Source organism: Janthinobacterium sp. TPC_1 (genome assembly GCF_056037845.1).
Genome location: NZ_CP195157.1, coordinates 2,212,983 through 2,239,927, shown reverse-complemented (window position 1 = coordinate 2,239,927; position 26,945 = coordinate 2,212,983). Strand labels below are relative to the sequence as shown.

General features: G+C 65.1%; 22 protein-coding genes and 1 pseudogene. 11 read left to right on the top strand and 12 right to left on the bottom strand.

All coding sequences use genetic code 11. The annotated features are described in order from the left end of the window. Positions 1-16 precede the first annotated feature (16 nt). Both ACQVLG_RS10950 and ACQVLG_RS10945 read right to left on the bottom strand, forming a co-directional pair. Positions 17-3,184 (bottom strand): S8 family serine peptidase, encoded by a 3,168-nt coding sequence (locus ACQVLG_RS10950; protein WP_474294503.1) that lies wholly within the window; start codon positions 3,182-3,184, stop codon positions 17-19. A gap of 1 nt (position 3,185) precedes the next feature. Continuing rightward, positions 3,186-4,001: an NF038120 family PEP-CTERM protein gene (locus ACQVLG_RS10945; protein ID WP_474294501.1), complete on the bottom strand. Its 816-nt coding sequence runs from the start codon at positions 3,999-4,001 to the stop codon at positions 3,186-3,188. A gap of 440 nt (positions 4,002-4,441) precedes the next feature. Here ACQVLG_RS10945 and ACQVLG_RS10940 point away from each other — a divergent pair, with 440 nt between their 5' ends. From ACQVLG_RS10940 to ACQVLG_RS10930, 3 genes are read left to right on the top strand one after another with little or no spacing between them, the layout of a single operon-like run. Continuing rightward, the gene (locus ACQVLG_RS10940; protein ID WP_474294499.1) at positions 4,442-5,065 is read left to right on the top strand and encodes a histidine kinase; all 624 of its coding nucleotides are present in this window, start codon (positions 4,442-4,444) and stop codon (positions 5,063-5,065) included. Continuing rightward, positions 4,953-5,363, top strand: coding sequence for a sensor histidine kinase (locus ACQVLG_RS10935; protein WP_474295614.1), 411 nt, complete (start codon positions 4,953-4,955; stop codon positions 5,361-5,363). The genes ACQVLG_RS10940 and ACQVLG_RS10935 overlap by 113 nt, the downstream gene beginning before the upstream one ends. After that, positions 5,360-6,019 (top strand): response regulator, encoded by a 660-nt coding sequence (locus ACQVLG_RS10930; RefSeq protein WP_474294497.1) that lies wholly within the window; start codon positions 5,360-5,362, stop codon positions 6,017-6,019. Before ACQVLG_RS10935 ends, ACQVLG_RS10930 begins: the two co-directional genes overlap by 4 nt. On the opposite strand, the gene ACQVLG_RS10925 is transcribed toward ACQVLG_RS10930, so the two are convergent. Together ACQVLG_RS10925 and ACQVLG_RS10920 are read right to left on the bottom strand one after the other, a co-directional pair. After that, positions 6,016-6,363, bottom strand: coding sequence for a hypothetical protein (locus ACQVLG_RS10925; protein ID WP_474294495.1), 348 nt, complete (start codon positions 6,361-6,363; stop codon positions 6,016-6,018). The genes ACQVLG_RS10930 and ACQVLG_RS10925 overlap by 4 nt on opposite strands. Continuing rightward, positions 6,360-8,366: a TonB-dependent receptor gene (locus ACQVLG_RS10920; protein ID WP_474294493.1), complete on the bottom strand. Its 2,007-nt coding sequence runs from the start codon at positions 8,364-8,366 to the stop codon at positions 6,360-6,362. The genes ACQVLG_RS10925 and ACQVLG_RS10920 overlap by 4 nt, the downstream gene beginning before the upstream one ends. A 12-nt stretch (positions 8,367-8,378) precedes the next feature. On the opposite strand from ACQVLG_RS10920, the gene ACQVLG_RS10915 reads away from it, so the two are divergent. Beyond that, positions 8,379-8,522: a hypothetical protein gene (locus ACQVLG_RS10915; RefSeq protein ID WP_474294491.1), complete on the top strand. Its 144-nt coding sequence runs from the start codon at positions 8,379-8,381 to the stop codon at positions 8,520-8,522. Positions 8,523-8,596: 74 nt separating this feature from the next. Here the strand turns inward: ACQVLG_RS10915 and ACQVLG_RS10910 are convergent, their stop codons facing one another. Further along, positions 8,597-9,058 (bottom strand): Lrp/AsnC family transcriptional regulator, encoded by a 462-nt coding sequence (locus tag ACQVLG_RS10910; protein WP_102299220.1) that lies wholly within the window; start codon positions 9,056-9,058, stop codon positions 8,597-8,599. Between the two features lie 99 nt (positions 9,059-9,157). Between ACQVLG_RS10910 and ilvB the strand changes: the two are divergent. After that, positions 9,158-10,910 (top strand): annotated as a pseudogene (gene ilvB, locus ACQVLG_RS10905) (biosynthetic-type acetolactate synthase large subunit). A gap of 141 nt (positions 10,911-11,051) precedes the next feature. Here ilvB and ACQVLG_RS10900 read toward each other — a convergent pair. Further along, a complete protein-coding gene (locus ACQVLG_RS10900; RefSeq protein ID WP_474294488.1) occupies positions 11,052-11,912 on the bottom strand; it encodes a helix-turn-helix domain-containing protein in 861 nt (286 codons plus the stop codon). Between the two features lie 113 nt (positions 11,913-12,025). On the opposite strand from ACQVLG_RS10900, the gene ACQVLG_RS10895 reads away from it, so the two are divergent. The 5 genes from ACQVLG_RS10895 to ACQVLG_RS10875 are packed head-to-tail and all read left to right on the top strand — an operon-like array spanning position 12,026 to position 15,459. After that, entirely contained in the window at positions 12,026-13,462 is a 1,437-nt protein-coding gene (locus ACQVLG_RS10895) for a cytochrome P450 (RefSeq protein ID WP_474294486.1), read from the top strand. A 36-nt stretch (positions 13,463-13,498) separates the two neighbouring features. Then, positions 13,499-13,960, top strand: coding sequence for a GNAT family N-acetyltransferase (locus tag ACQVLG_RS10890; protein WP_474294484.1), 462 nt, complete (start codon positions 13,499-13,501; stop codon positions 13,958-13,960). Further along, the gene (locus ACQVLG_RS10885; protein ID WP_474294482.1) at positions 13,957-14,316 is read left to right on the top strand and encodes a nucleotide pyrophosphohydrolase; all 360 of its coding nucleotides are present in this window, start codon (positions 13,957-13,959) and stop codon (positions 14,314-14,316) included. The genes ACQVLG_RS10890 and ACQVLG_RS10885 overlap by 4 nt, the downstream gene beginning before the upstream one ends. Positions 14,317-14,365: 49 nt before the next feature. Then, the gene (locus ACQVLG_RS10880) at positions 14,366-15,154 is read left to right on the top strand and encodes a hypothetical protein (protein ID WP_474294480.1); all 789 of its coding nucleotides are present in this window, start codon (positions 14,366-14,368) and stop codon (positions 15,152-15,154) included. Next, complete coding sequence (locus ACQVLG_RS10875; RefSeq protein WP_474294478.1) at positions 15,151-15,459, top strand: hypothetical protein; 309 nt, start codon at positions 15,151-15,153, stop codon at positions 15,457-15,459. The genes ACQVLG_RS10880 and ACQVLG_RS10875 overlap by 4 nt, the downstream gene beginning before the upstream one ends. A gap of 34 nt (positions 15,460-15,493) precedes the next feature. On the opposite strand, the gene ACQVLG_RS10870 is transcribed toward ACQVLG_RS10875, so the two are convergent. The 3 genes from ACQVLG_RS10870 to ACQVLG_RS10860 all read right to left on the bottom strand — a co-directional run bounded on the left by ACQVLG_RS10870 (position 15,494) and on the right by ACQVLG_RS10860 (position 20,813). Then, positions 15,494-17,149: a methyl-accepting chemotaxis protein gene (locus tag ACQVLG_RS10870; protein WP_474294476.1), complete on the bottom strand. Its 1,656-nt coding sequence runs from the start codon at positions 17,147-17,149 to the stop codon at positions 15,494-15,496. 443 nt (positions 17,150-17,592) lie between these two features. Beyond that, positions 17,593-19,728: a DEAD/DEAH box helicase gene (locus ACQVLG_RS10865; protein WP_474294474.1), complete on the bottom strand. Its 2,136-nt coding sequence runs from the start codon at positions 19,726-19,728 to the stop codon at positions 17,593-17,595. 203 nt (positions 19,729-19,931) lie between these two features. Then, positions 19,932-20,813 carry an alpha/beta fold hydrolase gene (locus ACQVLG_RS10860; RefSeq protein WP_474294472.1) on the bottom strand — a complete coding sequence of 294 codons (882 nt, stop codon included), beginning with the start codon at positions 20,811-20,813 and terminating at the stop codon, positions 19,932-19,934. Positions 20,814-20,947: 134 nt separating this feature from the next. Here ACQVLG_RS10860 and ACQVLG_RS10855 point away from each other — a divergent pair, with 134 nt between their 5' ends. Beyond that, positions 20,948-22,564 carry a M28 family peptidase gene (locus ACQVLG_RS10855; protein WP_474294470.1) on the top strand — a complete coding sequence of 539 codons (1,617 nt, stop codon included), beginning with the start codon at positions 20,948-20,950 and terminating at the stop codon, positions 22,562-22,564. Between the two features lie 90 nt (positions 22,565-22,654). Here the strand turns inward: ACQVLG_RS10855 and ACQVLG_RS10850 are convergent, their stop codons facing one another. From ACQVLG_RS10850 to ACQVLG_RS10840, 3 genes are all read right to left on the bottom strand, one after another. Further along, entirely contained in the window at positions 22,655-23,071 is a 417-nt protein-coding gene (locus ACQVLG_RS10850; RefSeq protein ID WP_474294468.1) for an SRPBCC family protein, read from the bottom strand. 140 nt (positions 23,072-23,211) lie between these two features. After that, positions 23,212-23,913 (bottom strand): dienelactone hydrolase family protein, encoded by a 702-nt coding sequence (locus ACQVLG_RS10845; RefSeq protein WP_474294466.1) that lies wholly within the window; start codon positions 23,911-23,913, stop codon positions 23,212-23,214. Between the two features lie 88 nt (positions 23,914-24,001). Next, positions 24,002-26,923: a DUF6701 domain-containing protein gene (locus ACQVLG_RS10840; RefSeq protein WP_474294464.1), complete on the bottom strand. Its 2,922-nt coding sequence runs from the start codon at positions 26,921-26,923 to the stop codon at positions 24,002-24,004. Positions 26,924-26,945 lie beyond the last annotated feature (22 nt).

The window sequence follows — 26,945 nt, the reverse complement described above, 5'->3', positions numbered from 1 at the left end:
TCACGCAAAGAACGGTTTACTCAGCCAGCACCGGCCTGGCGCCGCGCGCGTTCTGGAACAGCGGCACGGGATCATTGGTATTGACCTCGACCACCGTGACGCCCTGTACCACGCCAGCCACCTGGTAGCCGACGGCGCCCAGGTGGCGCTTGCCTTCGGCCAGGTTGGACCAGCTCAGCGAGACCGTCGCGGTGCCGCCCGTGTAGGCCGTGCCCGGCATCAGCGCCTTGAAGTTGCCGTTGTTCAAGCCGGGCGCCAGCACCCACGACGACAGGGTGTAGTCGGCCTGGCCGTTTTGCGGCGCAAAACCGATCACGCACACCTTGTACGTGCCGGCGGCGGGCAGGCGCAGTTCCACTTGCTCATTGGAACTTTCGTTGCCGCTGCTGCCGACCAGCACATTGGCGGCGTTGTAGACCTCCATGTCCATGTCGGTATTCGCCCCGCCCGTCGTTTCCGCATCGTAGGTGGCGAAGCGCGCCGCCAGGGTGCCGGCCGGGATCACCACGTTGTGCACGTTCACGCCCGTGGCGCCGCCCGCCTTGCAGGCGGCCGAGGCAGCGGCGCCCGTCGCCGCCTGGCCGATCGTGCGCGTCTCGCGCACGGCTTCGACCAGGCCCGACTTGACGCCCACCAGCGCGCCCGTGAAGCCCGTGCCCAGGGTCAGCACCTTGCTGCCCGTGGCCGCTTCGCTGCTGACCAGCGGAATGGCGGCCAGCGAGGTGCCGCGCGCCGTCAGCGGGCTGCGCACCGTGTGCGTGCCATCCGTCCAGCTCAGGGCGCCATAGGTCCAGGTATTGGCCGGCGCCGTGGTGCGCGTCAGCTTGACCTGGTACTGCGCCTTGGCGCCGGGCGCCAGGCTCAGGCTCGTTGGCGTCACCGCCACCGTGTAGCCGGGCAGGCTGGCCGAGACGTTGTAGACGGCGCTGCTGGCGCCCACGTTGGTCACCGTGCGCGTCAGTGTCTGCGTGCCCAGCACGTTGGCCGCCGTCAGCGACGCCAGGTTCAGGTTGTAGGCAGCGATGCCACCGATGGCCTGGCACGTGGCGGCGCTGTAGACCTTCAGGTTCAGGCCGCACAAGAAGCGCGCATAGTCGATTTCCGACATGTCGTACACGAGGCCGGGATCGGCCGCGCTGTTCGGCGCGATGTGGCCGGCGCCCTGGCCCCACGGCAGCTGGCCCGCAGTCTTCGCCGTGGCATCCCACGACACGGAACCGTTCAAGCCATCGGAATACGTGCTGAAGGCCGTCGTCATCAGCGCCGACTTGATGGCCGCGGGCGACCAGTCCGGATGCTGCTGCTTGAGCATTGCCGCCACGCCCGCCACGTGCGGGCTGGCCATCGAGGTGCCGGAATAGAAATCCCACTCGGCCACGGGCGCCGCGCCGCCGACCGCCACGGCATCGCGCTGCGCCTGCGTCAGGTCGGCCGTCACGCCGGCCAGCACGTTGGTGCCGGGCGCCGACAGGTCCGGTTTCAGGATGTTCGCATTGGCCACGTTCGGCCCGCGCGAGGAACGGTCGCTGACGATGGGCGCCTGCACCGTGGTGTCGGGGATCGTATGCACTTCGCCCAGCGCCGCCGTGCCGTCGGGCGTCGCCGCCATGAAGGCCTTCAGCGCGTCGCCCTGCGCCTGCGCCAGGTGCACGGTCGACAGCACGTGCGCCTGGTTGATGATGGTGTTGGCGCCGCCGGCCACGTTGGCGATGATCACGCCCGCCGCGCCCGCCGTCTTCGCGTTCGCGCTCTTGTTGACCAGCACGTTGCCGCCGCGGTCGCACACGAGTATCTTGCCCGCCACTTTCGCCGGATCCAGATAGGCGGACACGGCATCGGCCGCGCCGAAGCAGCGCAGCAAATTGAGGTCCGTCGGCGGCACGCCGGCCAGGCCCGCGTCGCGCGACTGGATCAGCGGCAGCGCCGGCGTGTTCGCATTGCTCGACGCGCCCTCCAGCTTCGTGCCATTGCTGAGGATGACGTTGGCCGCGTACAGCCGGTTGTGGGTGGAATTGGCCACCGTCGCCAGCCATGGGCTGATGTGCGAGACGGGCGCCGGCACGTCGGGCGCGGGCGTGGCCGGGCCGGAATTGCCGCCCGACGTGGCGACGAACACGCCGGCCGCCGCCGCGCCGAGGAAGGCCACTTCCGTCGGTTCGTCGAAAGCGCCGCCGCCCGCGTTCGGGCCGATGGAGAAGTTGATGACGTTGACGCCATCCTTCACGGCCTGGTCGATGGCGGCCACGCTGTCGGCCGTGGCGCAGCCGTTGCGGCCCGTCGAGGCGGCCGTCCAGCACACTTTATAGGCGGCGATGCGGGCGCGCGGCGCCATGCCCGACGCCTTGCCCAGCGATACGCCGTTCGAGGTGGCCAGGGCGCCATTGTTGCCGCCGGCCGTGGAGGCCGTGTGCGTGCCATGGCCGCCGTGCCCCGTCAGGCCGGCGGCGACGGAATCGCGCGGCGACAGGAATTCCGTCCAGTGCAGCGCCGAGGTGGCGGCGCGGTAGTAGCGCGCGCCGATCAGCTTATTGTTGCAATTCTCGGCGGAGAAACCTTCGCCCGTCTGGCAAGTGCCCTGCCAGCTGGCCGGCGGCGCGCCATACACGACGTTGTTGCCGCTGTGGCTGGGCACGCCATTCTCGTCGAGGCGGTCGGCAAAGGCCGTGTTCTCGGGCCAGATGCCGCTGTCGACGATGCCGATGATGATGTCTTCGCCCGCGTGCGCCTTGCCGCCCAGCTGCTCCCAGATGCCGCCCGGCTTGTCCAGGCCCAGGAAGCTGGGCGTGTAGCTGGTGTCGAGCTGCAGGATGGAGTCGGCGCTGATGCTGGCCACGCCGCTGTTTTTCTTCAGGGCCCGCACTTCATCATCCGTCAGCAAGGCGGAAAAGCCGTTGAAGACGACGCTGTACCGGTGCGTGACTTCCGCCGCGCTGACGGTGCCGGCCACGGCGGCCTGCCTGGTGTCGAGGTAATTCAGATAGGCCTGCACGTCGGCCGCGCCCACGTTGATGCGCGCGCCCGGCGCCGGCCTGGTGGCGGCCAGGCCGTCGACCTGGCCTGTGTAGGTGGCGGCCGGCTTGTCGACCAGTTGCACGATGTAGGAGCGGCGTTCCTGCGCCTGCGCCGCTTGCGCCAGGCTGGCGGCCAGCAGGAGGATGGCGAGTGAAACGGGACGTAATTTCATCTCACGCTCCTTGCACGGTGGACGCGGCGAACTTGCCGCTGCGGCGGCGCGACAGCATGCCGATGGCGCCCAGGCCGGCCAGCATCAGCATGTAGGTCGACGGCTCCGGCACGGCGCTGATATTGATGTTGTCGAGCGCAAACTGGCCCTGGTTAAAGGCGGGGAAATCGATGGAATTGCTGCACGCGCCCGTGTCATTGAAAATGCAGGCGTTGAAGGTCAGGCCCGTGAAGGCGTAGTTGCTGAAGCCGCCCAACAGGGAAGCGCTATGGAAATAGTAGTTGCCATCGCTGCCCTGGCCGGGAAACGCCAGCGAGGTGCTGACCACCTGGCCATTGCCGAGGGTGCCGCTCAGCTGCAATTCGCCCCACTGCATGTTCGGCAAGCCGGACACGGGCGCGATAAAGGAATAGTCGAAACCGGCCAGGGTGAATGCCTGGTGGTCGGCGCGCGCAAAGTTCACGCCGCCATCGTTGAGGATGGCCAGGTAATTGCCGCTGGCACCCTGCGGGCAGGCGGCGATATCGCACGACGAGCCCACGCGGCCGTCGAGGATAGCGCCCACGCCGCTGACGCCGCCGCCGGCCGCCGTCGTCGGGTCGGCCAGGAACAGCAGGTTGTAGCTCGACGTATTGAGCGTCTGGCCGCTTTCATACACGTCGGGACGCAAATTATCGAAGCTCAGGACATCGGCCATGGCCGGCGCCGAAGCCAGCACGGACAAGGTGGCCAGCGCGGCAAGGACGGTGGCGCGACCGCGGGTAGCGGGCGGATAGACGGTGGCGGGCGATACCCGCGCAGGTGATAAACGATTCATTCTATTCCCTTGATTGTTGTGGATAGATAGGTCGGCAGGTCTGTCGCCCGCTTTCAGCTTTTTCACAAAAGTGCCAACAAATATAGCAAATCGCATAAAACAAATATCATATTTTTAATATCATTTATTTATTTTTTATCTAAGCCTGCGAAACTTTGTTTTGTTTTATCTATGAGAGTTTGAGTAACCTCAACGTTACATTTGAACAACAATTCATCGCACGGCTGGCGTGTGCGCCAGCGTGCGGGCAGAACTTCGGATAAGCTCGAAAACCGCGCCTCCCGTCACGGCCAACCCGACCGTCACATCGCGGGACACCTGTTCCATCCTGGAACAGTCATCCATCCCCCTGCCCCGCATGACGCGCCCACCGTGGCTCTTGCAGCGATGGCATGAAGCTTGCACAACAAGGGGATCGACCGTGCTCAGGGAGCCGCATCATGGAACACCATCAACTTGGCGCCCAGGCAGGCGCGCGCTCCCGGCCACGCCGGACCGTCCTGCTGTGCGGCGCGCTGGCGCTGGCTTTTTTCCTGCTGGCCGCCAGGCTGGACCTGGCCGAACGGCTGACGCGCGCGCTCGGGCGCCAGGAGCACTGGCAGCTCGATGAACTGGCCCTGAGCCTGCTGTTGCTGGTGCTGGCGCTGGCCGGCTTTGCCGTGCGGCGCGGGCGCCAGGTAGCGCTGTTGCTGGCGCAAAACCGCGCCCTCACGCAACGCCTGCTGCGCGCGCAGGAAGAAGAGCGCTGCGCGCTGGCGCGCGAGCTGCACGATGAAGTGGGCCAGGACTGCACGGCCATCCGCGCCGCCGCCAGCTACATCCTGCGCGCGCGCGAAGGCGACCAGGCGAACGTGCAGGCTTGCGCCGCCAGCATCGCCCGCTCGTCGGAAAGCGCTGCACGCGATGGTGCGCAGCATGCTGCGGCGGCTGCGCCCGCCCGTGCTCGACAGCCTGGGCCTGGCGCCGGCCCTGCAGGCGCTGTGCGACAGCTGGGCCCAGCAACACGGCATCGCCTGCCATTTCGCGCATTTCGCGCCGCAGGCCATCCCCGCCGGCCTCGATGACGGCACCGCCACCGCCATCTACCGCCTGGTGCAGGAAGGCTTGACGAACGTGGCGCGCCACGCGGGCGCCGGCCATGCCACGGTGGAATTGCGCGCCGATGCGCACGGCATGTTGCACCTGGCCATCGAAGACAATGGCCGGGGTTTGCGCCAGGACAAAACGGAAGAAGGCGGTTTCGGCATGCTGGGCATGCGCGAGCGCGTGGCCGGCTTGCGCGGCCATATCCGCTGGATCAGCGGGCTGGGCAAGGGCTTGCGCATCGAAGTGGCGATGCCGCTGACGGCCGGTGCGGCATGAACGCGGCGCTGACCCCGGTCCGCGTGATGCTGGTGGACGACCATCCGGTGGTGCGCTCCGGTTACCGCCGCCTGCTGGAACAGGGCGGCGACATCGCCGTCGTGGCCGAGGCGGGCAATGGCGAAACGGCGTATGCCTTGTACCAGGAGCACGCGCCCGACGTCTGCGTGACGGATTTGTCCATGCCCGGCATCGGCGGCCTGGAATTGCTGCGCAAGCTGCTCGCGCGCGATGCCGGCGCGCGCGTGCTGGTATTTACCATGCACGACACGCCGCAGCTGATCGCGCGCGCGCTCGATGGCGGCGCGTGCGGCTTCGTCAGCAAGCAAGCCGACCCGGAACACCTGGTCGACGCCGTGCGCGCGGCCCACGCGGGCCGGCGCTACCTCGATCCGCACAGCGCGCCCGGCATGCTGCAAGGCACGGCCAGTGCGGAAGCACAGCGCTTGAGCAGCCTGAGCCAGCGCGAATTCGAAATCTTCCGCCTGCTGGCCGAAGGCCGCAGCGCCGCCGACTGCGCCCGCCTGCTGCACCTGAGCAGCAAGACGGTGGCCAACCACCAGACCTGCATCAAGGAAAAACTCGACGTGCCCGGTCCCGCCGCCCTCGTGCACCTGGCGCTGCGCAATGGCATTATTGAAAGCAGCCACCCTTAAAATACATAGCGCAAGCCCGCATTCACGCTGCGCGGCGCGCCGGCCGCATAAAAGGTCGCGTTGACCATCGGATACTCGCCTCCCACGGCGGGCAATGGCCGGGCGGCGAAATTGCCGTTGGCGTCGAAGCCCGTGGCGCCCAGCTGGGCCGCCGTCGCATATTTGCGGTCGAACAGATTATTCACCTGGGCGAACACGCTGAGCTTGGGCGTCAGCTGGACCTTGCCGTTCAGCTCCACCACGGCGTAGCCGCCGCTCTTGCCCGATCCCAGGTACGACGCCCCGCCCGCCTGGTGCCGGTTGTTTTCATTGCCGCGCGCATAGGAACTCGACACGGCCGTCATGGCCAGCCCACCGTCCAGTCGCGTCCGCCTTGATAGTCCATGTGCGCCTTGAAAATGTGGCTCGGTGTCAGCGGTATCCGGTTGCCGGGCGTGATGACGATATTGCCTTCCAGGCCAGGCGCATCCGCATCGCTGCTGCTGTTGGCGCTGCCGTTGACGAGCTCCCGGCTTTGGTACGTTGCCTGCAGCCACGTGTAGTTGACGCCGAAGTCCAGCGCGCCGGCCTTGCCGTCCAGCGCCAGCTCGACGCCCTGGTGGCGCGTCTTGCCGAAATTTTTAAAATAGCCGAAACCGGCCTGGTTATCGGCCACGAACAGGATATCGTCGTGGTTTTCCGCGCGGAACACGCCCGCGCTCCAGCGCGCCACGTCGGCGAATTTGCCGCGCAGGCCCGCTTCCCACGTCTTCGTGACCACCTGTTTCAAGGGCGGGTCGCCGGCCATGGCGTTGGGCAGGCGGCAGGGGTTTTCCGGGTCGGCGCAACCGAGTTCGATGGCCGTTGGCGTGCGGCTGCCTTCGTTGTAGCCGAGGTAGGCGCTCACGCCCGCGGCCGGCGCATAGGCCAGGCCGATGGCGGGATTGAAGCGGCTGAAATGGTGGTCGCCATCGAGCGAGCCGCTGCCGCCGTCCGGCGTGATGGCGTCGCGGTTGTGCACGGTGCTGCGGTTGTAGCGGCCGGAGACGGTAACCGTCAATGCTTGATTCAGCGCAATGCTGTCGCTCGCATACACGCTCCACGTGCGCATGCGCCCGCTCAAGTCGACCCGGTTGTCGACGGGCGTGCCATCGTCGTCGATCTGCGTGCCGTCGGCAAAGAAGTCGACGGGCGTGATGCTGCGGTCCGGGTTCAGATAGCCGAACTGGCTGCTCTGGCGAAACGTGGCGTGGCTGGCATCGAAGGCGGCGCCGGCCGTGACGGCATGGCGCGCGCCGGCCAGGTCGGCCAGCGCCGTGAACTGGCCCGACAAACCATAGTTTTCCTGCTCGGTATGGCTGCGGTTGAGCATGCCGTTGCATTTTTCGGCTGGCTCATCGTTCAGCAGCACGTTGCCGATGCAGCGCCACTTCGGAAATGGCGTATTCGACGCATTCGCCCCGCTGGCGGGATAGCCCGTGTAGCCGGCCGCCGTCAGCGCCGCCCGTTCGGCCGCGCCGGGCTGGTAGACGGACTGGTCGAGCGACTCGTCGTTCAGGTCGCCGTTGAAGGTGTGCGTGTCGATCTTGCGGTAGTACACATTGCCGGACAAGAGCAAGCCAGCGCCGGCCTGGTGCTTGCCCGTCAGGTTCAACAGAGTCGACTTGTTCTGCGTCAAATCCGGCTTGGTGTAGACGCTGCGGTAATCGCGCGCCAGCATGCGCTGCTCCTGCAAGCCGTTGCCCGTCAGCGCATTGTCGGCGTGGGCCACGGTGGCGGCAATGTCCGTGCGCGCATCGCTCCAGCCCAGCTTGCCAAACAGCTGGCGCACGTCGGACGGGGAATCGTCGCGCCAGCCATCTTCCTTGTAGCGGTTGCCCGTCACGTACCAGTGCCAGCCGCTGGCATGGCTGCCGCCATGCTCGGCCTCGACGCCGCGCCGCTTGCCGGAACCCAGGCGCGCTTCGACGGCCGTGCCGGGATTGCTCTTGCCATCCTTGGTTTGCAGGGCCAGCGCGCCGCCCAGGGTGTTCAGGCCAAACAGCGGGTTCGAGCCGGGCATCAAGGTCAGCGAGGCGATCGCCATGCGCGGGATCAAGTCCCAGCTGACGACGTCGCCAAACGGCTGGTTCAGCCGCATGCCGTCCAGATAGACGGACAGCCCTTGCGGCGTGCCCAGCAGGGGCGAGGCCGTGTAGCCGCGGTAGCTGACGTCGGGCTGGAACGGGTTGTTCTGCACCTCGTTCACATAGACGCTGCCCAGGTTGCGGCGCAGGAAGGCGGAAATGTCGAGCGCGCCACTATCGGCGATCTGCTGCGCGCCGGCCGTCTGCACGGGCGCGGCCAAGGCATCGCGCGGCTGCTCCACGGTGGCAGCGGCATGCTGCCCGTGATGATAACGGTGGGCAAGTCGCCCGAGGTGGCCAGGCTGGCGGCCATCGTCGGTTCGGCGGCCTGCGCCTGGCACAGCGCCATGGCGGCGGCGGCCAATAAAGTCAGTCTCATGCGTATCCCCGTTTTATAGTGATTTTTATTACTGTCCAGTATCGGACAGCCACCGGGGGATGGGCTAGGGAAAAACTCCCGCCGTGTACAGGTTCACCGTTGCAGGGGCAAGTAGCTATGCTTGAGCTGGCGCAACACAAAGCTCGATTTGCTGTGGCGGATGCCGGGAATTTTATACAGGCGCTCGCGCAACAGGCGTTCGTAGTCGCGCGTGTCGCTGACGGCGATGCGCAGGTAGTAATCGTAGTCGCCAGAAACGAGAAACGCTTCCAGCACTTCCGGGATCATGGCCAGCGCGTGGCCGAATTCGAACAGGGCCTGGTCGGAATGGTCGTCCAAGGTGACTTGCACGATGACGGTGTCGGCCAGCCCCACCTTGGCCGCGTTGACGTTCACCGTGTAGCCCTCGATGACGCCATCGTCTTCCATGCGCTTGATGCGCGCCCAGCATGGCGACGAGGTCAGGCCCACCTTGGCGCTCAGGTCGTGCAGGCTGATGCGGGCATCCTGCTGCAGGGCCGTCAGGATGGCGAGGTCGAATTTGTCGAGCTTCATTCTGTTCTTTCACTATTTTGCAGCAAACTTTGCTGAATAATGCATTTTATACGAGAAAACCAGCAGCCTTTTCTGCCGCATCAGGCAGAAAATAAGGCCATGAAACCCGATCCCGCTCCCCTCCTCGCGCGCGCCGCCCATAACGGCGCCAGTACCCTGATCGACACCCTGCTGGCGCTGGGCGTCGACACCGTCTTCGGCTACCCGGGCGGCGCCGTACTGCCCCTGTACGACGCGCTGCACGCCCAGCCCCGGCTGCGCCACGTGCTGGTGCGCCACGAACAGGCAGCCGTGCACGCGGCCGAAGTACGCACGCAGCACGGGCCGGCCCGGCGTCGTCTTCGTCACGTCCGGCCCCGGCATGAGCAATACCACCACGGGCTTGCTCGACGCCCTGTGCGATTCGATCCCCGTCATCTGCATCAGCGGCCAGGTGGCCACCACCAGCATCGGCACGGACGCCTTCCAGGAATGCGACGCGCTGGGCATTTCGCGCCCCGTCACCAAGTGGAACCGGCAAATCCGCACGGCCGACGAGACGGCCGCCGTCGTGCAGCAAGCGTATGCGCAAGCCACGCAGGGCCGGCCCGGCCCCGTGCTGGTCGATTTTCCCAAGGATCTGCAGCTGGCGCCGGTGCAGGCAACGACGGTGCTTGCCCCTGCCACGCCGGCCCCGCTGCCGCCGCCGGCCGCCGCCGATCTCGAACGGGCCGCCAGCCTGATCGCCTCCGCGCGCCAGCCCGTGTTCTATGGCGGCGGGGGCCTCGTCAATTCCGGCCCGGATGCCTGCGCCGCGTTTCAACAATTAGTGAAACTGGCGGCCGCGCCTTGCACTTTGACCCTGCTGGGCCTGGGCGCCTTTCCCGCCTCGCACCCGGCCTTCCTGGGCATGCTGGGCATGCACGGCACGCTGGAAGCGAACCTGGCCATGCACCATGCCGACCTGGTGATTTGCGTGGGAGCCCGCTTCGACGACCGCGTGACGGGCAGGCTGGACGCCTTTTGTCCTGGCGCAAAGGTCATCCACGTCGACATCGATCCGGCCTCGATTGGCAAGGTGGTGCGCGCCGACGTAGCCCTGCGCGGCGACTGCGCGCCCGTGCTCACTGCCCTGCTGGCGCAGCTGCGCGGGCGATTGCTGGCGGACCGCCAGCCGTGGTGGCAGCGCATCGACGGCTGGCGCGCACAGGATTCGCTGGCGTTCGACGACACGCCCGGCGTGATCGCGCCGCAGGCGCTGATGCGGCGGCTGCAGGCGGCGCTCGACAGAATGGATGGCGGCGACGCCATCGTCTCGACCGACGTGGGCCAACACCAGATGTGGGCGGCGCAGCATTTGCGCTTCGAGCAGCCCCGGCGCTGGCTGACCTCGGGCGGCGCCGGCACCATGGGTTATGGCTTGCCGGCCGCCATCGGCGCGCAGATCGCCCACCCGGATGCCTGCGTCGTGTGCGTCAGCGGCGACGCGTCGATCCTGATGAATATCCAGGAACTGGCCACGGCCGTGCAGCACCGCCTGCCCGTGAAGGTGGTGTTGTCGAACAATGGCTACATGGGCATGGTGCGCCAGTGGCAGGAACTGATACACGGCGGGCGCTACAGCCACAGCTACACGGAAGCGCTGCCCGACTTCGTCGCCCTGGCGCGCGCCTTCGGCTGGCAGGCGCACACGGTGAGCCGGCGCGAGGAACTCGACGCGGCATTGACGACATGCCTGGCGTCCGAGGGCCCGTATTTCCTCGACGTGCGCGTGCACGGCGCGGAAAACTGCTTCCCCATGCTGGCGCCCGGCGCAGGGCAGCATGAAGTCACTTTGGCAAAAGGCGTGGTATTCCAGGAACCCGCTACGTAAAACCTATCCGCCCGCAGCGTCCCGATGCCTGACAAAACCGTAGCGAGCGGAAGGGAGAGGTGGCTAAGAAGCGCAACCGTACTCTAGTACGGTGAGCATCGCAGGCCGCCTATACCGACGCGCAGTAGGTTTGGTCAGGCATCAAGCCCATATCCGATAGACCCAGTAACTCTCGTCGTCGCGGCTGGCGCGCGCCAGTTCGGTGGGACTCAAGCCCGTGATGGCGCGCACCTCGCGGCACAGGTGGGCCTGGTCGGCGTAACCGCCATCGGCGGCGATATCGCTCCATGCGGCATTGCCTTGCAGCATGGCCTCGCGCGCGTCGAGAAACGACTGTTCCGCGCGGTGCATACGGCGCAGGGTGCGCATGGGCTGGCCGGCCCAGGCCTTGATGCGGCGCTCGATATTGCGCACGCCGCTGGCCAGGCCCGTCGATGCGGCCTGCACGCCCAGCAGGCGGCGCACCCAGTCCTGCACGGCGCCGGCCGGATGGTCGCCGTTCTTGCGCGCCACCGCCCAGCGCGGCGCGAGAAAATCCTCCACCAGCCTGACGCGGGCGGCATCGTCGGGCGCGGCCAGCACGGCATCGGACAGCGCCAGCCAGTCGGCGTCGAACAGGGGTTCGAGCGGGCGCACCTGGTCGAACAGGACGGCCATGTCGATGCCCGTCAGCGCATGCAGGGCGGCCGGATACAGCATCACCATGAACGAGTGCACGGGGCCGGGGTTGTAGCTGACCAGCGGATAGCCGCGCGGGCCGCTGAACAGGGCGGGCGGCATGCGCACATGCAGCAAATCGGGGCCGGGCGCCGCCGCCTCGACCTCGCCCGCGACGGTCCACAGCAGGCAGCACATGGGCGTGGCGGGAAAGCGGTTCAGGCGCTGCGCGGGCGGCAATGGCGCGCTGCGCGTGGTGTCGCGCACGAGGAAGGCGCGCACGCAGGAAGCGAGCGCGGTGCGCGGCGCGATCAGACGGGTCAGGGGCATAGGGGCGGCAGGCATGGCGACGATTGTACCGGCAAAGCCGGGCGCCGCGCGATGTCGTATTCGTTCAAGACGCTCGCCGGCAAGCGCGCTACAGTGATGTCATTGTCGCCATCCACCAGGAGTACGCCATGCCACCGCTCGACCACGCCGCCGCCCCCGCCACCGCCCTGCGCCAGATCCGCCAGTTGCCGGGGCCGTTCGCGCTGCCCATCATCGGCAACGCGCTGCAAGTAAGACTGCCGCGTATCCACCGCGACGTGGAAGGCTGGGTACGGCGCTACGGCCCCCTCATGCGCGCCTGGTTCGGCCGCACGCTGGTGCTGGTGGTGGCCGACAGCGAGACGGTGTCGGCCGTGCTGCGCGACCGCCCGGACGGCTTCCGGCGTCCGCTGTCGAGCTACACGATTTCCGTGGAAATGGGCGGCATCCCCGGCCTGTTCCTGGCCGAGGGCGGCGAGTGGCGCAACCAGCGCCGCATGGTGATGGCCGGCATGGCGCCGGGCGCCATCAAGGCGTATTTCCCCGCGCTGGTGACGGTGGCGCAGCGACTGCAGCGGCGCTGGCATCTTGCCGCCACGCAAGGCAAGGCGATCGACCTGGACGGCGACCTGAAACGCTACACGGTCGACATCATCGCCGGCCTGGCCTTCGGCACTGCAGTCAACACGCTGGAATCGGGCGAAGACGTGATCCAGCGCCACCTCGACGCGATCCTGCCCGCCGTGGCGCGGCGCAGCCTGTCGATGGTGCCGTACTGGCGCTACTTCAAGCTGCCCGTCGACCGCCGGCTGGACCGCGACGTGGCGGCGCTGGACGTGGCCGTGGCCGACCTGGTGCGGCAGGCGCGCACCCGCCTGGAACGCGATCCCGCCCGGCGCGTGCGGCCGCCCAACCTGCTCGAAGCCATGATCGCCGCCGCCGACGAAGCCGGCAGCGGCGTGGACGACCGCGCCGTGGCCGGCAATGTGCTGACCATGCTGCTGGCGGGCGAAGACACGACGGCCAATACGCTGTCCTGGATGATTTATTTGCTGCAAAGCAATCCGCATACCCTGGCGAAGGCGCGCGAGGAAGTGCGGCGCCTGGCACCCGACGCGGCGCAGTTCACCCTGGCGCAGATGGACAGCCTCGACTACCTGGGCGCCTGCGCCAGCGAAGCCATGCGTCTGAAACCGGTGGCGCCCTACATCCCGCTCGAAGCGCTGCGCGACACGGTGGTGGGCGACGTGGCCGTGCCCGCCGGCAGCATGCTGTGGTGCGTGATGCGCCACGACAGTGTGTCCGATACGCACTTTCCCGACGCGCAAGCGTTCAAGCCCGAGCGCTGGCTGGCCGGCAATGCGGAAGCCAGCGACAAGCGCGCCGCCATGCCGTTTGGCGCCGGCTTGCGCACGTGCCCGGGCCGCTACCTGGCCTTGTTGGAAATCAAGATCGCCATGGCCATGCTGCTTGGCAGCTTCGACATCGCCGGCGTCGATACGCCCGATGGCGGCGAGGCGCAGGAACTGATGGGTTTTGTGATGTCGCCCATCGGCCTGACCATGCGCCTGGCGCCGCCGCAGTGATACCATGGGGGAATCTCAGTCAACGTGCTTTCCTCCATGCAAATTCACCTGGAATCGCCGCAGCAAGCGGACGTGCAGACCCTGATCGCCGAGCTTGATGCATATCAACAAACGCTGTATCCGGCCGAGTGCGTCTATTCACTGGATCTGGCCTCCGTGCCGCCGGACACGCTGCTGTTTGCCGTCGCCCGCGATGCGGCGGGCGCGGCGCGCGCCTGCGGCGCCATCGTCGTCACGCCCGCATTCGGCGAGCTCAAGCGCATGTACGTGCACCCGGACAGCCGCGGCCTGGGCCTGGCCAAGCGCCTGCTGGCCCTGCTGGAAGAGCAGGCGCTGGCGCGCGGCTGCCGCCTGCTGACCCTGGAAACGGGCATCCACCAGCCGGAAGCCATCGCCCTGTACGCGCGCCACGGCTACCAGCGGCGCGGACCGTACGGCGGCTATCGCGACGATCCATTCAGTGTCTTCATGGAAAAACCGCTGCAGGCGGCCGCATGAGCGCGCCCAGCGACAGCCTGCTCGATATCCGCGCGCGCCTGCGCGCCTTTGCCGACGAGCGCGACTGGGACCAGTTCCACACGCCGAAAAACCTGGCCATGGCCCTGTCCGTGGAAGTGGCGGAACTGGCCGAGCACTACCAGTGGCTGCCGACGGGCGCGGACGCCGAGCTGGACGATGCCAGGCGCGCGGGCATCCGCCACGAGCTGGCCGACGTGCTGATGTACCTGGTACGGCTGGCCGACAAGAGCGGCGTCGACCTGCACGCGGCCGTGCTGGAGAAAATGGAGCTGAACGCGCAGAAGTATCCGGCGCAGCAGGTGCGCGGCGACGCGCGCAAATATAGCGAATACTGATAGACCCACCCGTGCGTGGCCGCCGCGCAAAAAAGCGTAGCATCAGGCCATGCGCATTCATCCCTCCCTGCTGCTGGTTCTGCTGCTCCATGGCGCTGTTGCGCTGGCGCAAACCGCGCCCGTGCCACAAGTGAAAGTGGACGCCACGCGCGACCCCGTCGATAAATCGTATCGCAAGATGCTGCAGGGCGTGGACCGCTTCGAGCGCGACCATGCGCTGGCGCCGCAGGCCGTGCTGCGCTTTCGTTTGCTGCCGCGCCAGCCCGGCGTGGACATGCAGGGCGTGCAGCTGCGCATCGCCGGCGACACCGTCAGCATCCCGTTACCATTGGCAGAGGACCACAGCTTTGCCCCCGTGCGCAACGCGCAAGCGGCGCGCGAAGACGCCGTGCTGATCGCCAACCGCAAGGCGACCACCATGAGCTGGCGCGCGCAGGTGATCACGCCCGGCTTGCCGCCCGGCACGCGGCGCCTGGGCGACCTGCGCCTGGAATGCCGCGCCGGCATGGATTCCGGCCTGATCTCGAACGACCCGCAAATCATCGCCTGGCTGTCCAGCATGCTCTACAGCACTGATAAAGTGTGTTCCGAGCCGGACGGCAACTATCTGTTCTTCACGGAGCGGCCCCTGTTCGGCGTCACCCTCGTGCATGGCGAGCGCAGGGTTGCGCTACCGTTCACCATGCTGTACGCGGGCGGCGAGCAAACGCCCGCCTCGCTGCCCTATTGCGATTGCCAGGTCTTGCTCGACCGCACGTATTACGCGCCCCTGTGGGATGCCAGCTGGCCCGACGACACCCTGCTGGAATTTGACTATATGGACGAGGTGGCGCCATGAAGTGGCTGGTATTTCCCGTGCTGGCATTGCTGGCCGCCTGTTCCGGCACGCGCGCCTTGCAAGCAAGCAAGAATGTCCCGTACGCAACACTGGAACAGACGGTGCACGTGGGTAGCAGCACGCGCGAACAGGTGCGCGCCGCGCTGGGCGACAGCACCTCGATCCGTTTCGACAGCGGCAATGAAGTGTGGATGTACAGCTACCCTGCCGCCTCGGGCGCGCAGGGCGAATATGTGATGCTGTTTGGCGGGGATGGGGTGGTGAAGAAGGTGCGCAGCGGCGAGGTGTACCGGGTACCGAAGTAGCTCCCGCCAGCGTTGCACTGGCGGGATGATCGTCTTAGCGTGCCTTCAGCAAGGCCCGCGACGCGACGCCAGCGCCCACGCTGCGCCCCACGCCGGTAGCCTTGCGCTTGGGCGAGGCCTTCAGTTTGAAGATGCCGATCGACTGGGCCACGCTCTCGGTGCGCTGCGCCAGGTTGGTGGCGGCCGCGGCGGCCTGCTCCACCAGCGCCGCGTTCTGCTGCGTGATGCCATCCATGTGAATGACGGCCTGGTTGACTTGCCCGATGCCCTGGTTCTGCTCGCGCGTGGTCGAGGAAATCTCGTCCATCATTTCCGTCACGCGGGCCACCGAAGCGATCACTTCCGCCATGGTGGCGCCCGCATTGCTGGTCAGCACGCTGCCCGCGTTCACGGTGGCGATCGAATGGTCGATCAGGTTTTTCACCTCTTTCGCCGCGGTGGCCGAGCGCTGCGCCAGGCTGCGCACTTCGCCGGCCACGACGGCAAAGCCGCGGCCGTGCTCGCCCGCGCGGGCCGCTTCCACGGCCGCGTTCAAGGCCAGGATATTCGTCTGGAAGGCGATGCCGTCGATCAGGCCGATGATGTCGAGAATCTTGCGCGACGAGCTGCTGATCTCATCCATCGTGGTGACCACTTCGCTGACGATGGTGCCGCCCTTGGCAGCGATGGTGGACGCCTGCACCGCCAGGTCGTTGGCCGTGGACACGTGGTCGGCGCTGTTTTGCACGGTGGACGTCAGTTCTTCCATGCTGGCCGCCGTCTGCTCCAGGCTGGACGCCTGCGATTCCGTGCGGCTGGACAGATCCATATTGCCCGTGGCGATTTCCGCCGTGGTGATGCGGATATCCTCGAAGTTGGCGCGCACGTCGCCGATGATGCTGTGCAAGTTGATATTGGTCTGGCGCAAGGCCGCCATCAATTGACCCATATCATCATCGCGCACCTTGTCGATGACGCCCGTCAAGTCGCCGCCGGCCATCTTGCGCGCCACGGTGATGGCGTCGCCCAGCGGCGCGACGAGGGAATTGTGCAGATGGGCCCAGAAATACAGCATCAGCGCGACGGCGGCGGCGGCAGCGCCGCTGAGCCAGCTGCGCGTGGCCGTGCTCGTGTCGCCGTCGATATTCCACACGGCGCAGCCGAGGATGGCCAGCACCACGCCAAAGACGATGCAATGCAGGGCCAGGTCTTGCGACAGGGTCAATTTGCGCCACTCGGCCAGCCTGGCGGCCCAGCCCTGGCGCACGACGCGGCCGTTGCGGATCGCCAGATTGGCGCTATTGCCGTCTTTAAAACTTTTATACAGGGCCGACGCCTCGTTGATCTGCTCGCGCGTGGGCTTGGTGCGCACGGACATATAGCCGATCGGGCGGCCGTTTTCGATGACGGGCGTGATATTGGCGAAGACCCAATAAAAGTCGCCATTCTTGCAGCGGTTCTTGACCATGCCCGTCCAGGGCATGCCCGTCTTGATGGTGTCCCACAGGTCGGCGAACGCTTCGGCCGGCATATCGGGATGACGCAAAATATTCTGTGGCGCACCCAGCAGTTCCATTTCTGAAAAGCCGCTGACTTCAATGAAATACTGATTGGCGTAATTGATGTTTCCCTGTAAATCCGTCGTGGAAACAATCGTCATGCCTTCATTTAATACGTATTCATTTTGCGTGATAGGCGTATTGACCCGCATCGTCGCTCCTCTATTTTTTTTCAACTAGCATAACAAAAACATAAAAACAATATACCACATCAAGCACCCATGATATATCGCTCCGGCGACAGTGACGCCAGTCAAACAATTTAATAAAAGATAATTCATTTATGTTTTAGAATTTACTTTGACTCAACTTGGTTGATTTTATTGAAATGCAAAATTCGAATTGGGTGCATATACAATAATTAATAAAAAATTATGTATCGATGCGGCAAGCAATAAACACGGTACTTGTGCCGATAAAAAGACAGCGGGCGGTTGCAATAACGGCCGGTGCATGGCTACGCCTGCCGCCAACCATAACGCGGCAACAATGTTCATTTCTTGAGGGAAAATAAAAACTGGCGCGAACGCGCCAGTGGGGGATGTGTCTCCAATCCGCGACACAGGCGCCGGAGAGGCGCCTGCGTCGGGATGGCTTACTTGAATGATTTACGCGGCGGCGATTTCGGACGCGGTGGCGCCGGCTTGCGCTCCGTCGTGCCGTCGTCGAGGCTGATGCGCAGCTTCTGGCCCGAGACCACGACCGATTTCAGGTGGTCGAGGATTTCCGGCGGCATGCCTTCCGGCAAGTCCAGCACGCTGTAGTTGTCAAAGATATCGATGCGGCCGATATGCTTGGCTTCCAGGTTCGCTTCGTTGGCGATGGCGCCCACGATGTTACTTGGCGTTACGGCGTGCTCACGGCCCACTTCGATGCGGTACGCCGTCACGCCCGGGCGTGGACGTTCCTTCTTCGGCGCACGCGGCGCAGGTGCTGCCTCGCCCGCATCCGCTGGCGCGGACTTGGCGGCGAACGGCTTGCGCGGCGCGGCTGGCGGCGCCAGGTCCGGCGCGTCGCCGTCGCGGCTGATGCGCAGCTGCTGGCCCGCTACCCACACGGTTTTCAGCTGGTCCAGCAATTCTTTCGGCATGCTGTCTGGCAAGTCCAGGACGCTGTAGTCGTCATAGATTTCGATGCGGCCGATGTTTTTCGAATCGATGCCCGCTTCGTTGGCGATGGCGCCCACGATATTGCCCGGTTTTACGCCATGTTGATGACCTACCTCAATACGGAAGGTCTGCATGCCGGCGTCGGCCGGACGCTGGATGCGCTCTTTTTTCGGGAAGGCCGGGCGTTCGCTGCGCTCGTTGCGGTCGAAGCGGTCGCCGCGTTCCGGACGGTCGTTGCGTTCGAAACGATCCTGGCGCACTGGACGGTCGTCTTGCCACGTGGCTTGCTCGCGCGCCTTGTTCTTGTCCAGCAACAAAGGCACATTGCCACGCGCCATCTTCGCCAGGGCGGCGGCGATTTCGATGGCGGGAATGTTCTGTTCGCGCTCGAAATCCTCGATCAGCGACTGGAACTGCTCCAGTTCGCCCAGGGCCAGGGTTTCGCTGATCTGTTCCTTGAACTTGGCGATGCGCACGTCGTTGACGGCCTGGATCGTCGGCAGTTCCAGCATGCCGATCGGCTGGCGGGTCGAGCGTTCGATGGCTTTCAACAAGTTCTTTTCACGCGGGGTGATGAACAGGATCGCTTCGCCGCTGCGGCCGGCGCGGCCCGTGCGGCCGATGCGGTGGGTATAGCTTTCCGGATCGTGCGGCACGTCGTAGTTGACGACGTGGCTGATGCGCTCGACGTCCAGGCCGCGGGCGGCCACGTCGGTTGCCACGAGGATGTCGATCTTGCCGTCTTTCAACTGCTGGATCGTGCGCTCGCGCTGCGCTTGCTGGATGTCGCCATTGATGGCGGCCGCCGAGAAACCGCGTGCCTGCAGCTTGCTGGCCAGCTCTTCCGTGCCCAGCTTGGTGCGGGCGAAGATGATCATGCCGTCAAACGCTTCCGCTTCCAGGATGCGGGTCAAGGCGTCGAGCTTGTGCATGCCCGACACCAGCCAGTAGCGCTGGCGGATGTTGTCGGCCGTGCCCGTCTTGGCGGCAACCGTCACTTCGGCCGGGTTCACCAGGTAGGTGGTGGCGATGCGCTTGATGACGGAAGGCATGGTGGCCGAGAACAGCGCCGTTTGATGGCCTTCCGGGGTTTCTTTCAAGATACGTTCAACGTCGTCGATAAAGCCCATGCGCAGCATTTCATCGGCTTCGTCCAGCACCAGGGTTTTCAGCTTGGACAGGTCGAGCGAACCCTTGTCCAGGTGATCGATGACGCGGCCCGGGGTGCCGACGATGACGTGCACGCCGCGGCGCAGGGCCGACAGCTGCGGGCCGTAGCTTTGGCCGCCGTAGATCGGCAGCACGTGGAAGCCGGGAATGTGGGCGGCGTACACCTGGAACGCTTCGGCGACCTGGATGGCCAGTTCGCGCGTCGGTGCCAGGACCAGGGCTTGGGGTGAGCTTTGTTTCAGATCAATGCGCGACAGGATAGGCAAGGCGAAGGCGGCGGTCTTACCCGTGCCTGTTTGCGCCTGGCCCAGCACGTCGCGGTTAGCGAGCAATAATGGAATCGTGGCCGCCTGGATAGGCGACGGTGTTTCGTAACCGACATCCTTGAGCGCGCGAATCAGCGGCTCGCTCAGGTTAAGGTCGGAAAATAAGGAAATTGGTGTATCAGACATGAAATCACTCACAAGTTCGCTCGAATCGCCCAATGCGAAAGAGTGTATCTGCTAGTTTACTCTTTACTGGACCGTACCGGGTGGAACGAGGCGGCAGAACGCCATTTTTTGCATCCTAAAACGCAGAAAAATCGGCGGCGATCCGCACGCAATTGGTGCAAAAACCAAGCAATATTATGTGTTTTGCAATAGATATGCCCGTTTTACAGGTGCGCCTCGATATTGCTTGCCGCATCGACCGAGTGGCGCAAGAACTCCAGCAAGTCCTCGTTCAGCCTGTCCTTGTGCGTCGTCGCCAGGCCATGCGGCGCGCCCGCATACACGAGCAATTTGCTGCCGATGATGAGCTCGGCAGTGCGCCGCGCCGAGGCGGCAATCGGCACGATCTGGTCGTCGTCGCCATGGATCACCAGGGTCGGCACGTCGAATTTGGCCAGGTCGCTGGTGAAATCCGTCTCGGAAAATTGCTTGATGCACAAATACGATGCCGGCATGCCCGCCTGCATGCCTTGCAGCCAGAAATGCTCGCGCACGCCCTGCGACGGCGTGGCGCCGGGCCGGTTGTAGCCATAGAAGGCCTCGCTCAAGTCGCGGAAGAAGGCGCTGCGGTCGGCCTGCACGCCGGCGCGGATGGCGTCGAATGCGGATAGCGGCAAGCCCAGCGGGTTCTCGGCCGTTTGCAGCATCAGCGGCGGCACGGCGCCCACCAGCACGGCGCCGGCCAGGCGCTGCGTGCCATGGCGGCCGATGTAGCGCGCCACTTCGCCGCCGCCCGTCGAGTGACCCACCAGGGTAGCGCCCGCCAGGTCCAGCGCGTCGATCAGGGTAGCCAGGTCGTCGGCATAGGTATCCATGTCGTTGCCCTCGAAGGGCTGGCTGGAACGGCCATGGCCGCGCCGGTCGTGCGCGATGACGCGGTAGCCGCGCGCGGCAAGATAAAACATCTGGTCTTCCCAGGCGTCGGACGACAAAGGCCAGCCGTGGCTGAAGACGACGGGCGGGCCGCTGCCCCAGTCCTTGTAGTAGATCAAGGTGCCGTCGGCGGTACGCAGGGTATTGTTCGATTGCAAGTCAGGGCTAGTCATGGAACGCTCCTTGTCGGTGGACCAGCGGCCATTGTGGCCGCAACGGCGCGCGCGCGCCGCGCGCTACGCTGGAGCATTGCGGTAGAGTAAGATTGCCGCTGCTTTGCTTTCCCGTATTCACTTTTGGAGTTGTCATGCGTTTTCCCCTCGTCCTCGCCGCCAGCCTGTTCGGCACGGCTGCCCTCGCCCAACCACTCGTCGCCGAAGCGCCCTTGCGCGCCCATCTGTCCTTCCTGGCCGACGACTTGCTGGAAGGACGCGGCACGGGCCAGCGCGGCGGCGACCTTGCCGTGCGCTACCTGGAAACGCAGGCGGCCGTGGCCGGCCTGCAACCGTTGCCGGACGGCAGCTACCGCCAGGCGCTGACCATCGTCGGCAGCAAGGCCTTGCCATCGAGCACGGTAACGTTCAGCGCGGGCGGCAAGACCTTGTCTCCCGCCTTCGGCAAGGACATCGTCTTTGGCGCGGCGAATGGCCAGCAGACAGTGGCGTTCGACGCCCCCGTGGTGTTTGCCGGCTACGGCATCCGCGCGCCCGAAGAGCAGTGGGACGATTTCAAGGGCGTTGATTTAAAAGGGAAACTGGTCATCATGATGGTCAACGACCCGCAGCCGACCGCCGCCGAGCCGCAGCGCTTTGCCGGCAAGTCGCTCACGTATTACGGCCGCTGGGTCTACAAGTACGAGGAAGCGCTGCGCCAGGGCGCGGCCGGGGTGCTGCTGATCCACACGACCGAGTCCGCCTCGTACCCATGGTCGGTACCGGCCAACGGTTTCGGCCACGAGCGCTTCAGCCTGGCCGGCACGGGCAATGCGATGGAAGGCTGGCTGCAGGAAGACATGGCGCGCGCCCTGTTCCAGCAAGCGGGGCAAGACCTGGACGCCTTGCGCGCGCAGGCGGAAACGCGCGACTTCCGCCCCGTGGCCCTGAACGCCACGGTCAAGGTGGCATTGAACAGCCAGATCCGCAGCATCGAGCAATTCAACGTGGCCGGCATCGTGCCCGGCACGGACCCGAAGCTCAAGGACGAAGCCGTCATTTACTCGGCCCACTGGGACCACCTGGGCAAGGATGACGAAGGCAGCGCCCGCGCAGGGCAAAGCGACCATATCTACAACGGCGCCATCGACAATGCCTCGGGCGCGGCGGCCCTGCTGGCCATGGCGCAAGTGGCCGTAAAACAGCCGGCGCGCCGCACGCAGATCTTCCTGTGGCCGGCCGGCGAGGAAACGGGCATGCTGGGCAGCACGGCCTACACGCGCGCGCCCCTGTGGCCGCTGGCGAAAACGGCCGCCGACCTGAATCTCGACAGCATGAATTTCGTCGGCAAGACGCGCGACATCGGCGTGGCCGGCGCCGAGCGCAGCAGCCTGTACGCGAGCGCCGCCAAAGTCGCCAAACGCATGGGCCTGCGCCTGGCGCCCACCATTCCCGACCTGTCCGGCGCGTTTTACCGGGCCGACCATTTTGCATTTGCCAAGGCGGGCGTGCCCGCCTTCAACGTGGGCTCGGCCGTGTTTTCCGGCGACGGCTCGTTTGACTTCGTCAAGGAGCCGAAAGCGTCGGGCGAGCGCCTGGTGGCCTTTAAAAAGGATTACCACCAGGTCACCGATGAATACCACCCGTCGTGGGACTTGTCGGGCATGCTGCAGCAGGCGCAGTTCACCCTGAACCTCGGTTACGAAGTGGCGAACGACAAGAACTTGCCTGTGTGGAACAAGGGCGAGGCGTTTGGCAAAGTCAAACGCTAGGAGGGTAACAACGTTTTAACCCGCAAAGCAGAAAGGCTGGGGTCGGACCCTCAGGGTCCGACCCCGGTATTTGCTATGGGGTTTGGTGATTCAAATGGCCATGATGCGTTTCAGGTCGACGAATGCCGTCTCATACAGGTGCTGGAACGCACCGATCATGACTTCTTCCACGCCTTCGGCCGCGTCGAACTCGCTCGACCATTCCGCCACGCAGGAAGCGCCGCCCGGTTCACCCGTGACGCGCAGGGTGGAACGGTAGTTCTTGACGGGGATCGGGCCCGAGACGATGGTGTAGCTGTAGCTCTTGTCCGCTTCGCTGTAGCTTTGCAGGCGTTCGGCGATGATGGCGCCGTCCGTGGTTTTCAGGCGGCGCACGCGGCCGCCGTGTTCGGACAGGCTGGTCTTGATGGAGCTCGACCATTCATTCAGCGACTGGAAGCCGCCGATAAAATCCCACACGCGTTCGGCGCTTGCCGCCAATGTTACAGAAACAATTACTTGGGCCATCTTTAATTCGGTTCCTCATCCAGGTTTGCCGGGCGCCGCGCCCGGCCGGCCGGAGTTGCCCGGCACAGCCGCTATTTTAGCGCCCATGCGGCTTTGCTGCTGAACAAACCATGGCAACCGGCCAGCCTGGGCTGGCTCTCTTACAGATTTTCCGCCAAGAAAATCAGGGAATTGCCGTGCGCGTGGGCGGCGGCGCGCTGCTGGTAGCTGTCGCGGTGGGTGCAGTTGAAACCGTGCTCCGCGCCCGGGTAGATATGGATTTCCACGTCTTGCCGGTCTTCGAAGCGCTCGGCGGCGATCTTTTGCACGGCTTGCGGCGAAATATGGCTGTCCTGGCCGCCGAAATGCATGAGCAGCGGCACCTGGATCTTGTCGGCCAGGTCCAGCTTGTTCTGGATGCCGCCGCCGTAATAGGCGATGGCGGCGTCGGCCAGGCCAGCCGCGGCCGTCTGGAACGACAAGCGGCCGCCGAAGCAGTAGCCGACCGAGGCCAGCTTGCCCGTCACTTCCGGACGCGCGCGCAGGACGGCGACGGTGGCCTTGATATCGCTCAAGGCATGCTCGTTATCGGTGGCCTGCATCAGTTCGACGGCGCGCTTCCAGCCATCCGCGTCATAGCCCAGTTCGATGTGCGCGCCGGCGCGCCAGAACAGGTCGGGCACCAGCACCACGTAGCCATCGGCCGCGTACTGGTCGGCCACGGCGCGGATGTGCTCGTTGACGCCGAAAATTTCCTGCAACAGGATGATGGCGGGACCCTTGCCCACGTGCGGCACGGCCAGGTAAGCCTGGAAGCTGCCGTCCGGGCCGGCGATATCGATCCACTGCGAAGTTGTGCTCATAGAAACTCCAGTCTGAGGTTGGGGGAAATGCCACAGCCAGGCATGTTACTGGTTTTTCCCTCTTTCTGCGCCCGCCCTTTGTTCTGGCTCAATACATCTCGCGCAGGTAAATCACGGGACCCGATTTGAAGACGCCGAAGACGACGGTGCCCACGGTGCTGGGCAAGTACGCAATGCCGGGCACGGAAACATCGACGCTGCCCGTCTTGCCCCCGCCGGGTGCCGCCAGGGTCAGGCGTTTATTCGGCGGCAAGACGCCCTTGTCGACCGTATAAGTAATAGTAGTGCCAGCGGGGAATGCAAAGTCCTTGCACACCAGGGTTTTCTTGCAATTGGCAAACACCACCAGCGTGTTGTCGAACGCACTGATGCTGTCCAGCAGGCTGGTAACCCAGGTCTTGCCGTCCCAGTACTGCGTCTGCACGGCCAGCCGCACGGGATAGCGCTCGGAACCGTAGTCATGCGGCACCATCAGGCGGCCCGTGAGCACGGTCAATTGCGCTTCCTGGCCATCGGCCGGCGCCGAGCTCACATTCCCGGCAGCAGGATAGGCATACGTCGTGCGCAACAGCAGACCCGTCGGCGAGGCCAGTGCTTTCGTCTCCTTGGGCACGGCGTAGGCGGCGGGGAAGCTGTAGGCGATGGGGCGCGTGGCGACGCCATTGCTGAAACTGGTGACGGGGACGCCAGTCACGGCCGCAGGTGCTTTTGCCCCATCCGTCAGCGTGCTGCCCGATGGCGCCGTGGGCGGATAACTGTTCTTTCCCGTAGCCGCGTCATACGGTAGCAACGTCACTTGCGTTTTGTTGATGTCGTCATTCCTGGCGTCGAAATTCTTGGTATCCACGCCGCCCGAGTTCTGGGCGCGGATGGTCAGATCGAAGGGCTGGCGCGAATACACGGCGCGGTTGCCGGAGCAGGCGAGCGGCGCGCTGCACGGGAAAGGAAACTCCGTCTTCGCCCCCCCCGGGAGATCCACTTGCTTGATGACCAGTTCCGTCACGAAATGATGCGGGTAAAAGAGCACGGGGTCGCTGGCGCCCGGCGACGTCAGGCTGCTGCCCAGATAACCGTTTTGCAGCGCAGCCGTGAAGTTGATCTTGCCCACTTCGGGCCAGACCAGCGGCGGCGCCGTGATGACGCCCCCTTTTTTCACAAAATCGAGATCGCCGCCAACTTCCGGATTGGCTACGCCTGTATAGAGCGGCGCCAGCAGGATACGATTGAGCACGACTTTTTGCACGGCGACACCGCTTTCGTTGCCAAAGTTCTTAGTCACGGCACCGAGCGCGTTGACGGCCGACAGCGTGATGGTCGCACCGGGCGTCAAGGGTGCGGCGGGCAGGCCCGCGCGCTGCGTCGGCGCCAGCCGCGTGAACAGAAATTTCGCTGGCGCCACGATGACCGTGCCGCTGCCGCTCATGTCCAGGCCGCTATCGCTGCCGCTTTTCGGATTGTAGGCAGCCGTCAGGATCAGCGCTCCCGCATCGGCATACAGCATGTTCGGCTTGGCCACGCCATTGGCGCCGAAGGTTACCGTCACCTTGGTGCTCGACCCGGCGCAGCTGCTCTGGTCGTTGGCCGCCAGGGCGACATAGCTATTTGTGGCGCTGTCAAAGATGCGCGCTGGCAATGTCCCCTTATCCGGATTGCTGTACGCGCAACTGAGGGTCAAGTCCTTCTTCTGGCCGCCGAACATGGGCACGCAAACGTCCCGATTGCCGGACGAGGTCTGCAAGGCGCTGATTTCCAGTTCGCCCGCTTCTTCCGCGTAGCGCGGAATGCCGCTCACCTGGAAGCCGCTGGAGAGAAAGCTGATCTGGCAATTGCTCGTATTGCCGCCGCTCTTGCACACCAGCGCCCCCGTCGTGGCGGGCGTGCTGACCAGGCTCAGCGTGGCGATGCCCACCGTGGTCTGGCGCACCGCGACATTGGCGTTGACGCCGCTGGTATCAATCTGCGTCGGCGGCACGCCGCCCGGGCTGACGGTGACGCTGGGGCTGGGACTACCCTTGTAGACCGCGCTGCAGCTGGCATCGGCGCAGGCCGTCACTTTCACCGTGGGTACCTGGCAAGTAAGCGCCGTCAGCGGGTGGTCTATCTGGAAATGGTGCAGTCCGCTCGGCGTACTGGGTCCGCACTTCGGCCCCATCGGCTCATTGAAAGCCCAGCCGCTGTTGTTCGTCACGCAGCTGCACGGGTTCGACGGCGTATACGCCTCGCAAGTGATGGTTTGCTGCACCCGGCCCTGCCAGCCCAGGGTGATGTGGTCAACCTTGGCGTTGCCCGTGATGTAGGCGTTGGACGAGTCGAGCGTGACTTCGCCGGCATCGACATTGCCCTTGATGCCATTGCCGGAAGCGATCGACAAAGAATTGCTGGCCTCCACGTCGCCCGTAACGAGCAGGCCCGATGCCTTCAAGTCGATCGTCGGCGATTTCAGGTTGCCCGTCACCTGGCTGCTGCCGGAACCGATGGTCAGCGAGGTGGTCGCCGTGATATCGCCCTGGATGCGGGTACTGGCGGGCAGGATAGTGACGACGGTGCCGCTGATCGGACCGTTGATGACGGAACCCGAGGCGATTTCCACCGGGCCCTTGGCGCTGATCTTGCCCGTCACCGTGACGTTGTTCGAGCCCATCTTGATGGTCGTGGCGGAAATATTCGCCGTAATCGTCTGTTCCTGCGCGCCCATGAGGAAAGTGCCGCCCTCGGCCGTCAAGTTCCCGCCCGTCACATTCAGGTTCGATGGCTTGATGTCCTTGATGTCGAGATTGCCCTTGATCGTCAGCGCGGCATTGCCGCTCATCGTCAAGCCCTGGTTGTAGCTCATCGCCAGGGAACTGTTGACCGTCACGGCATACGCGCTGCCGATGACGATGACGTCGGTAGAGCCCAGCGCCAGCGAGGCGCACGTGTATTGCGCGCCATTGATGGTACAGCCGGCAACATTGCCGCCATTAAAAAATTGAGCGTGGCCGCATGGGCAAGGGATGTGCCCAGCAAGCATGTCAGGGCAACAAGAAAATGGA

What these genes read in the sequence shown, in the direction of transcription:
- ACQVLG_RS10840 (WP_474294464.1), bottom strand. Translation starts at nt 26,923, where the DNA reads ATGCTTGCTGGGCACATCCCTTGCCCATGCGGCCACGCTCAATTTTTT.
- ACQVLG_RS10940 (WP_474294499.1), top strand. Translation starts at nt 4,442, where the DNA reads ATGGAACACCATCAACTTGGCGCCCAGGCAGGCGCGCGCTCCCGGCCA.
- ACQVLG_RS10845 (WP_474294466.1), bottom strand. Translation starts at nt 23,913, where the DNA reads ATGAGCACAACTTCGCAGTGGATCGATATCGCCGGCCCGGACGGCAGC.
- ACQVLG_RS10860 (WP_474294472.1), bottom strand. Translation starts at nt 20,813, where the DNA reads ATGACTAGCCCTGACTTGCAATCGAACAATACCCTGCGTACCGCCGAC.
- ACQVLG_RS10900 (WP_474294488.1), bottom strand. Translation starts at nt 11,912, where the DNA reads ATGCCTGCCGCCCCTATGCCCCTGACCCGTCTGATCGCGCCGCGCACC.
- ACQVLG_RS10915 (WP_474294491.1), top strand. Translation starts at nt 8,379, where the DNA reads ATGCTGCCCGTGATGATAACGGTGGGCAAGTCGCCCGAGGTGGCCAGG.
- ACQVLG_RS10910 (WP_102299220.1), bottom strand. Translation starts at nt 9,058, where the DNA reads ATGAAGCTCGACAAATTCGACCTCGCCATCCTGACGGCCCTGCAGCAG.
- ACQVLG_RS10870 (WP_474294476.1), bottom strand. Translation starts at nt 17,149, where the DNA reads ATGCGGGTCAATACGCCTATCACGCAAAATGAATACGTATTAAATGAA.
- ACQVLG_RS10895 (WP_474294486.1), top strand. Translation starts at nt 12,026, where the DNA reads ATGCCACCGCTCGACCACGCCGCCGCCCCCGCCACCGCCCTGCGCCAG.
- ACQVLG_RS10865 (WP_474294474.1), bottom strand. Translation starts at nt 19,728, where the DNA reads ATGTCTGATACACCAATTTCCTTATTTTCCGACCTTAACCTGAGCGAG.
- ACQVLG_RS10945 (WP_474294501.1), bottom strand. Translation starts at nt 4,001, where the DNA reads ATGAATCGTTTATCACCTGCGCGGGTATCGCCCGCCACCGTCTATCCG.
- ACQVLG_RS10875 (WP_474294478.1), top strand. Translation starts at nt 15,151, where the DNA reads ATGAAGTGGCTGGTATTTCCCGTGCTGGCATTGCTGGCCGCCTGTTCC.
- ACQVLG_RS10930 (WP_474294497.1), top strand. Translation starts at nt 5,360, where the DNA reads ATGAACGCGGCGCTGACCCCGGTCCGCGTGATGCTGGTGGACGACCAT.
- ACQVLG_RS10880 (WP_474294480.1), top strand. Translation starts at nt 14,366, where the DNA reads ATGCGCATTCATCCCTCCCTGCTGCTGGTTCTGCTGCTCCATGGCGCT.
- ACQVLG_RS10950 (WP_474294503.1), bottom strand. Translation starts at nt 3,184, where the DNA reads ATGAAATTACGTCCCGTTTCACTCGCCATCCTCCTGCTGGCCGCCAGC.
- ACQVLG_RS10850 (WP_474294468.1), bottom strand. Translation starts at nt 23,071, where the DNA reads ATGGCCCAAGTAATTGTTTCTGTAACATTGGCGGCAAGCGCCGAACGC.
- ACQVLG_RS10855 (WP_474294470.1), top strand. Translation starts at nt 20,948, where the DNA reads ATGCGTTTTCCCCTCGTCCTCGCCGCCAGCCTGTTCGGCACGGCTGCC.
- ACQVLG_RS10890 (WP_474294484.1), top strand. Translation starts at nt 13,499, where the DNA reads ATGCAAATTCACCTGGAATCGCCGCAGCAAGCGGACGTGCAGACCCTG.
- ACQVLG_RS10885 (WP_474294482.1), top strand. Translation starts at nt 13,957, where the DNA reads ATGAGCGCGCCCAGCGACAGCCTGCTCGATATCCGCGCGCGCCTGCGC.
- ACQVLG_RS10925 (WP_474294495.1), bottom strand. Translation starts at nt 6,363, where the DNA reads ATGACGGCCGTGTCGAGTTCCTATGCGCGCGGCAATGAAAACAACCGG.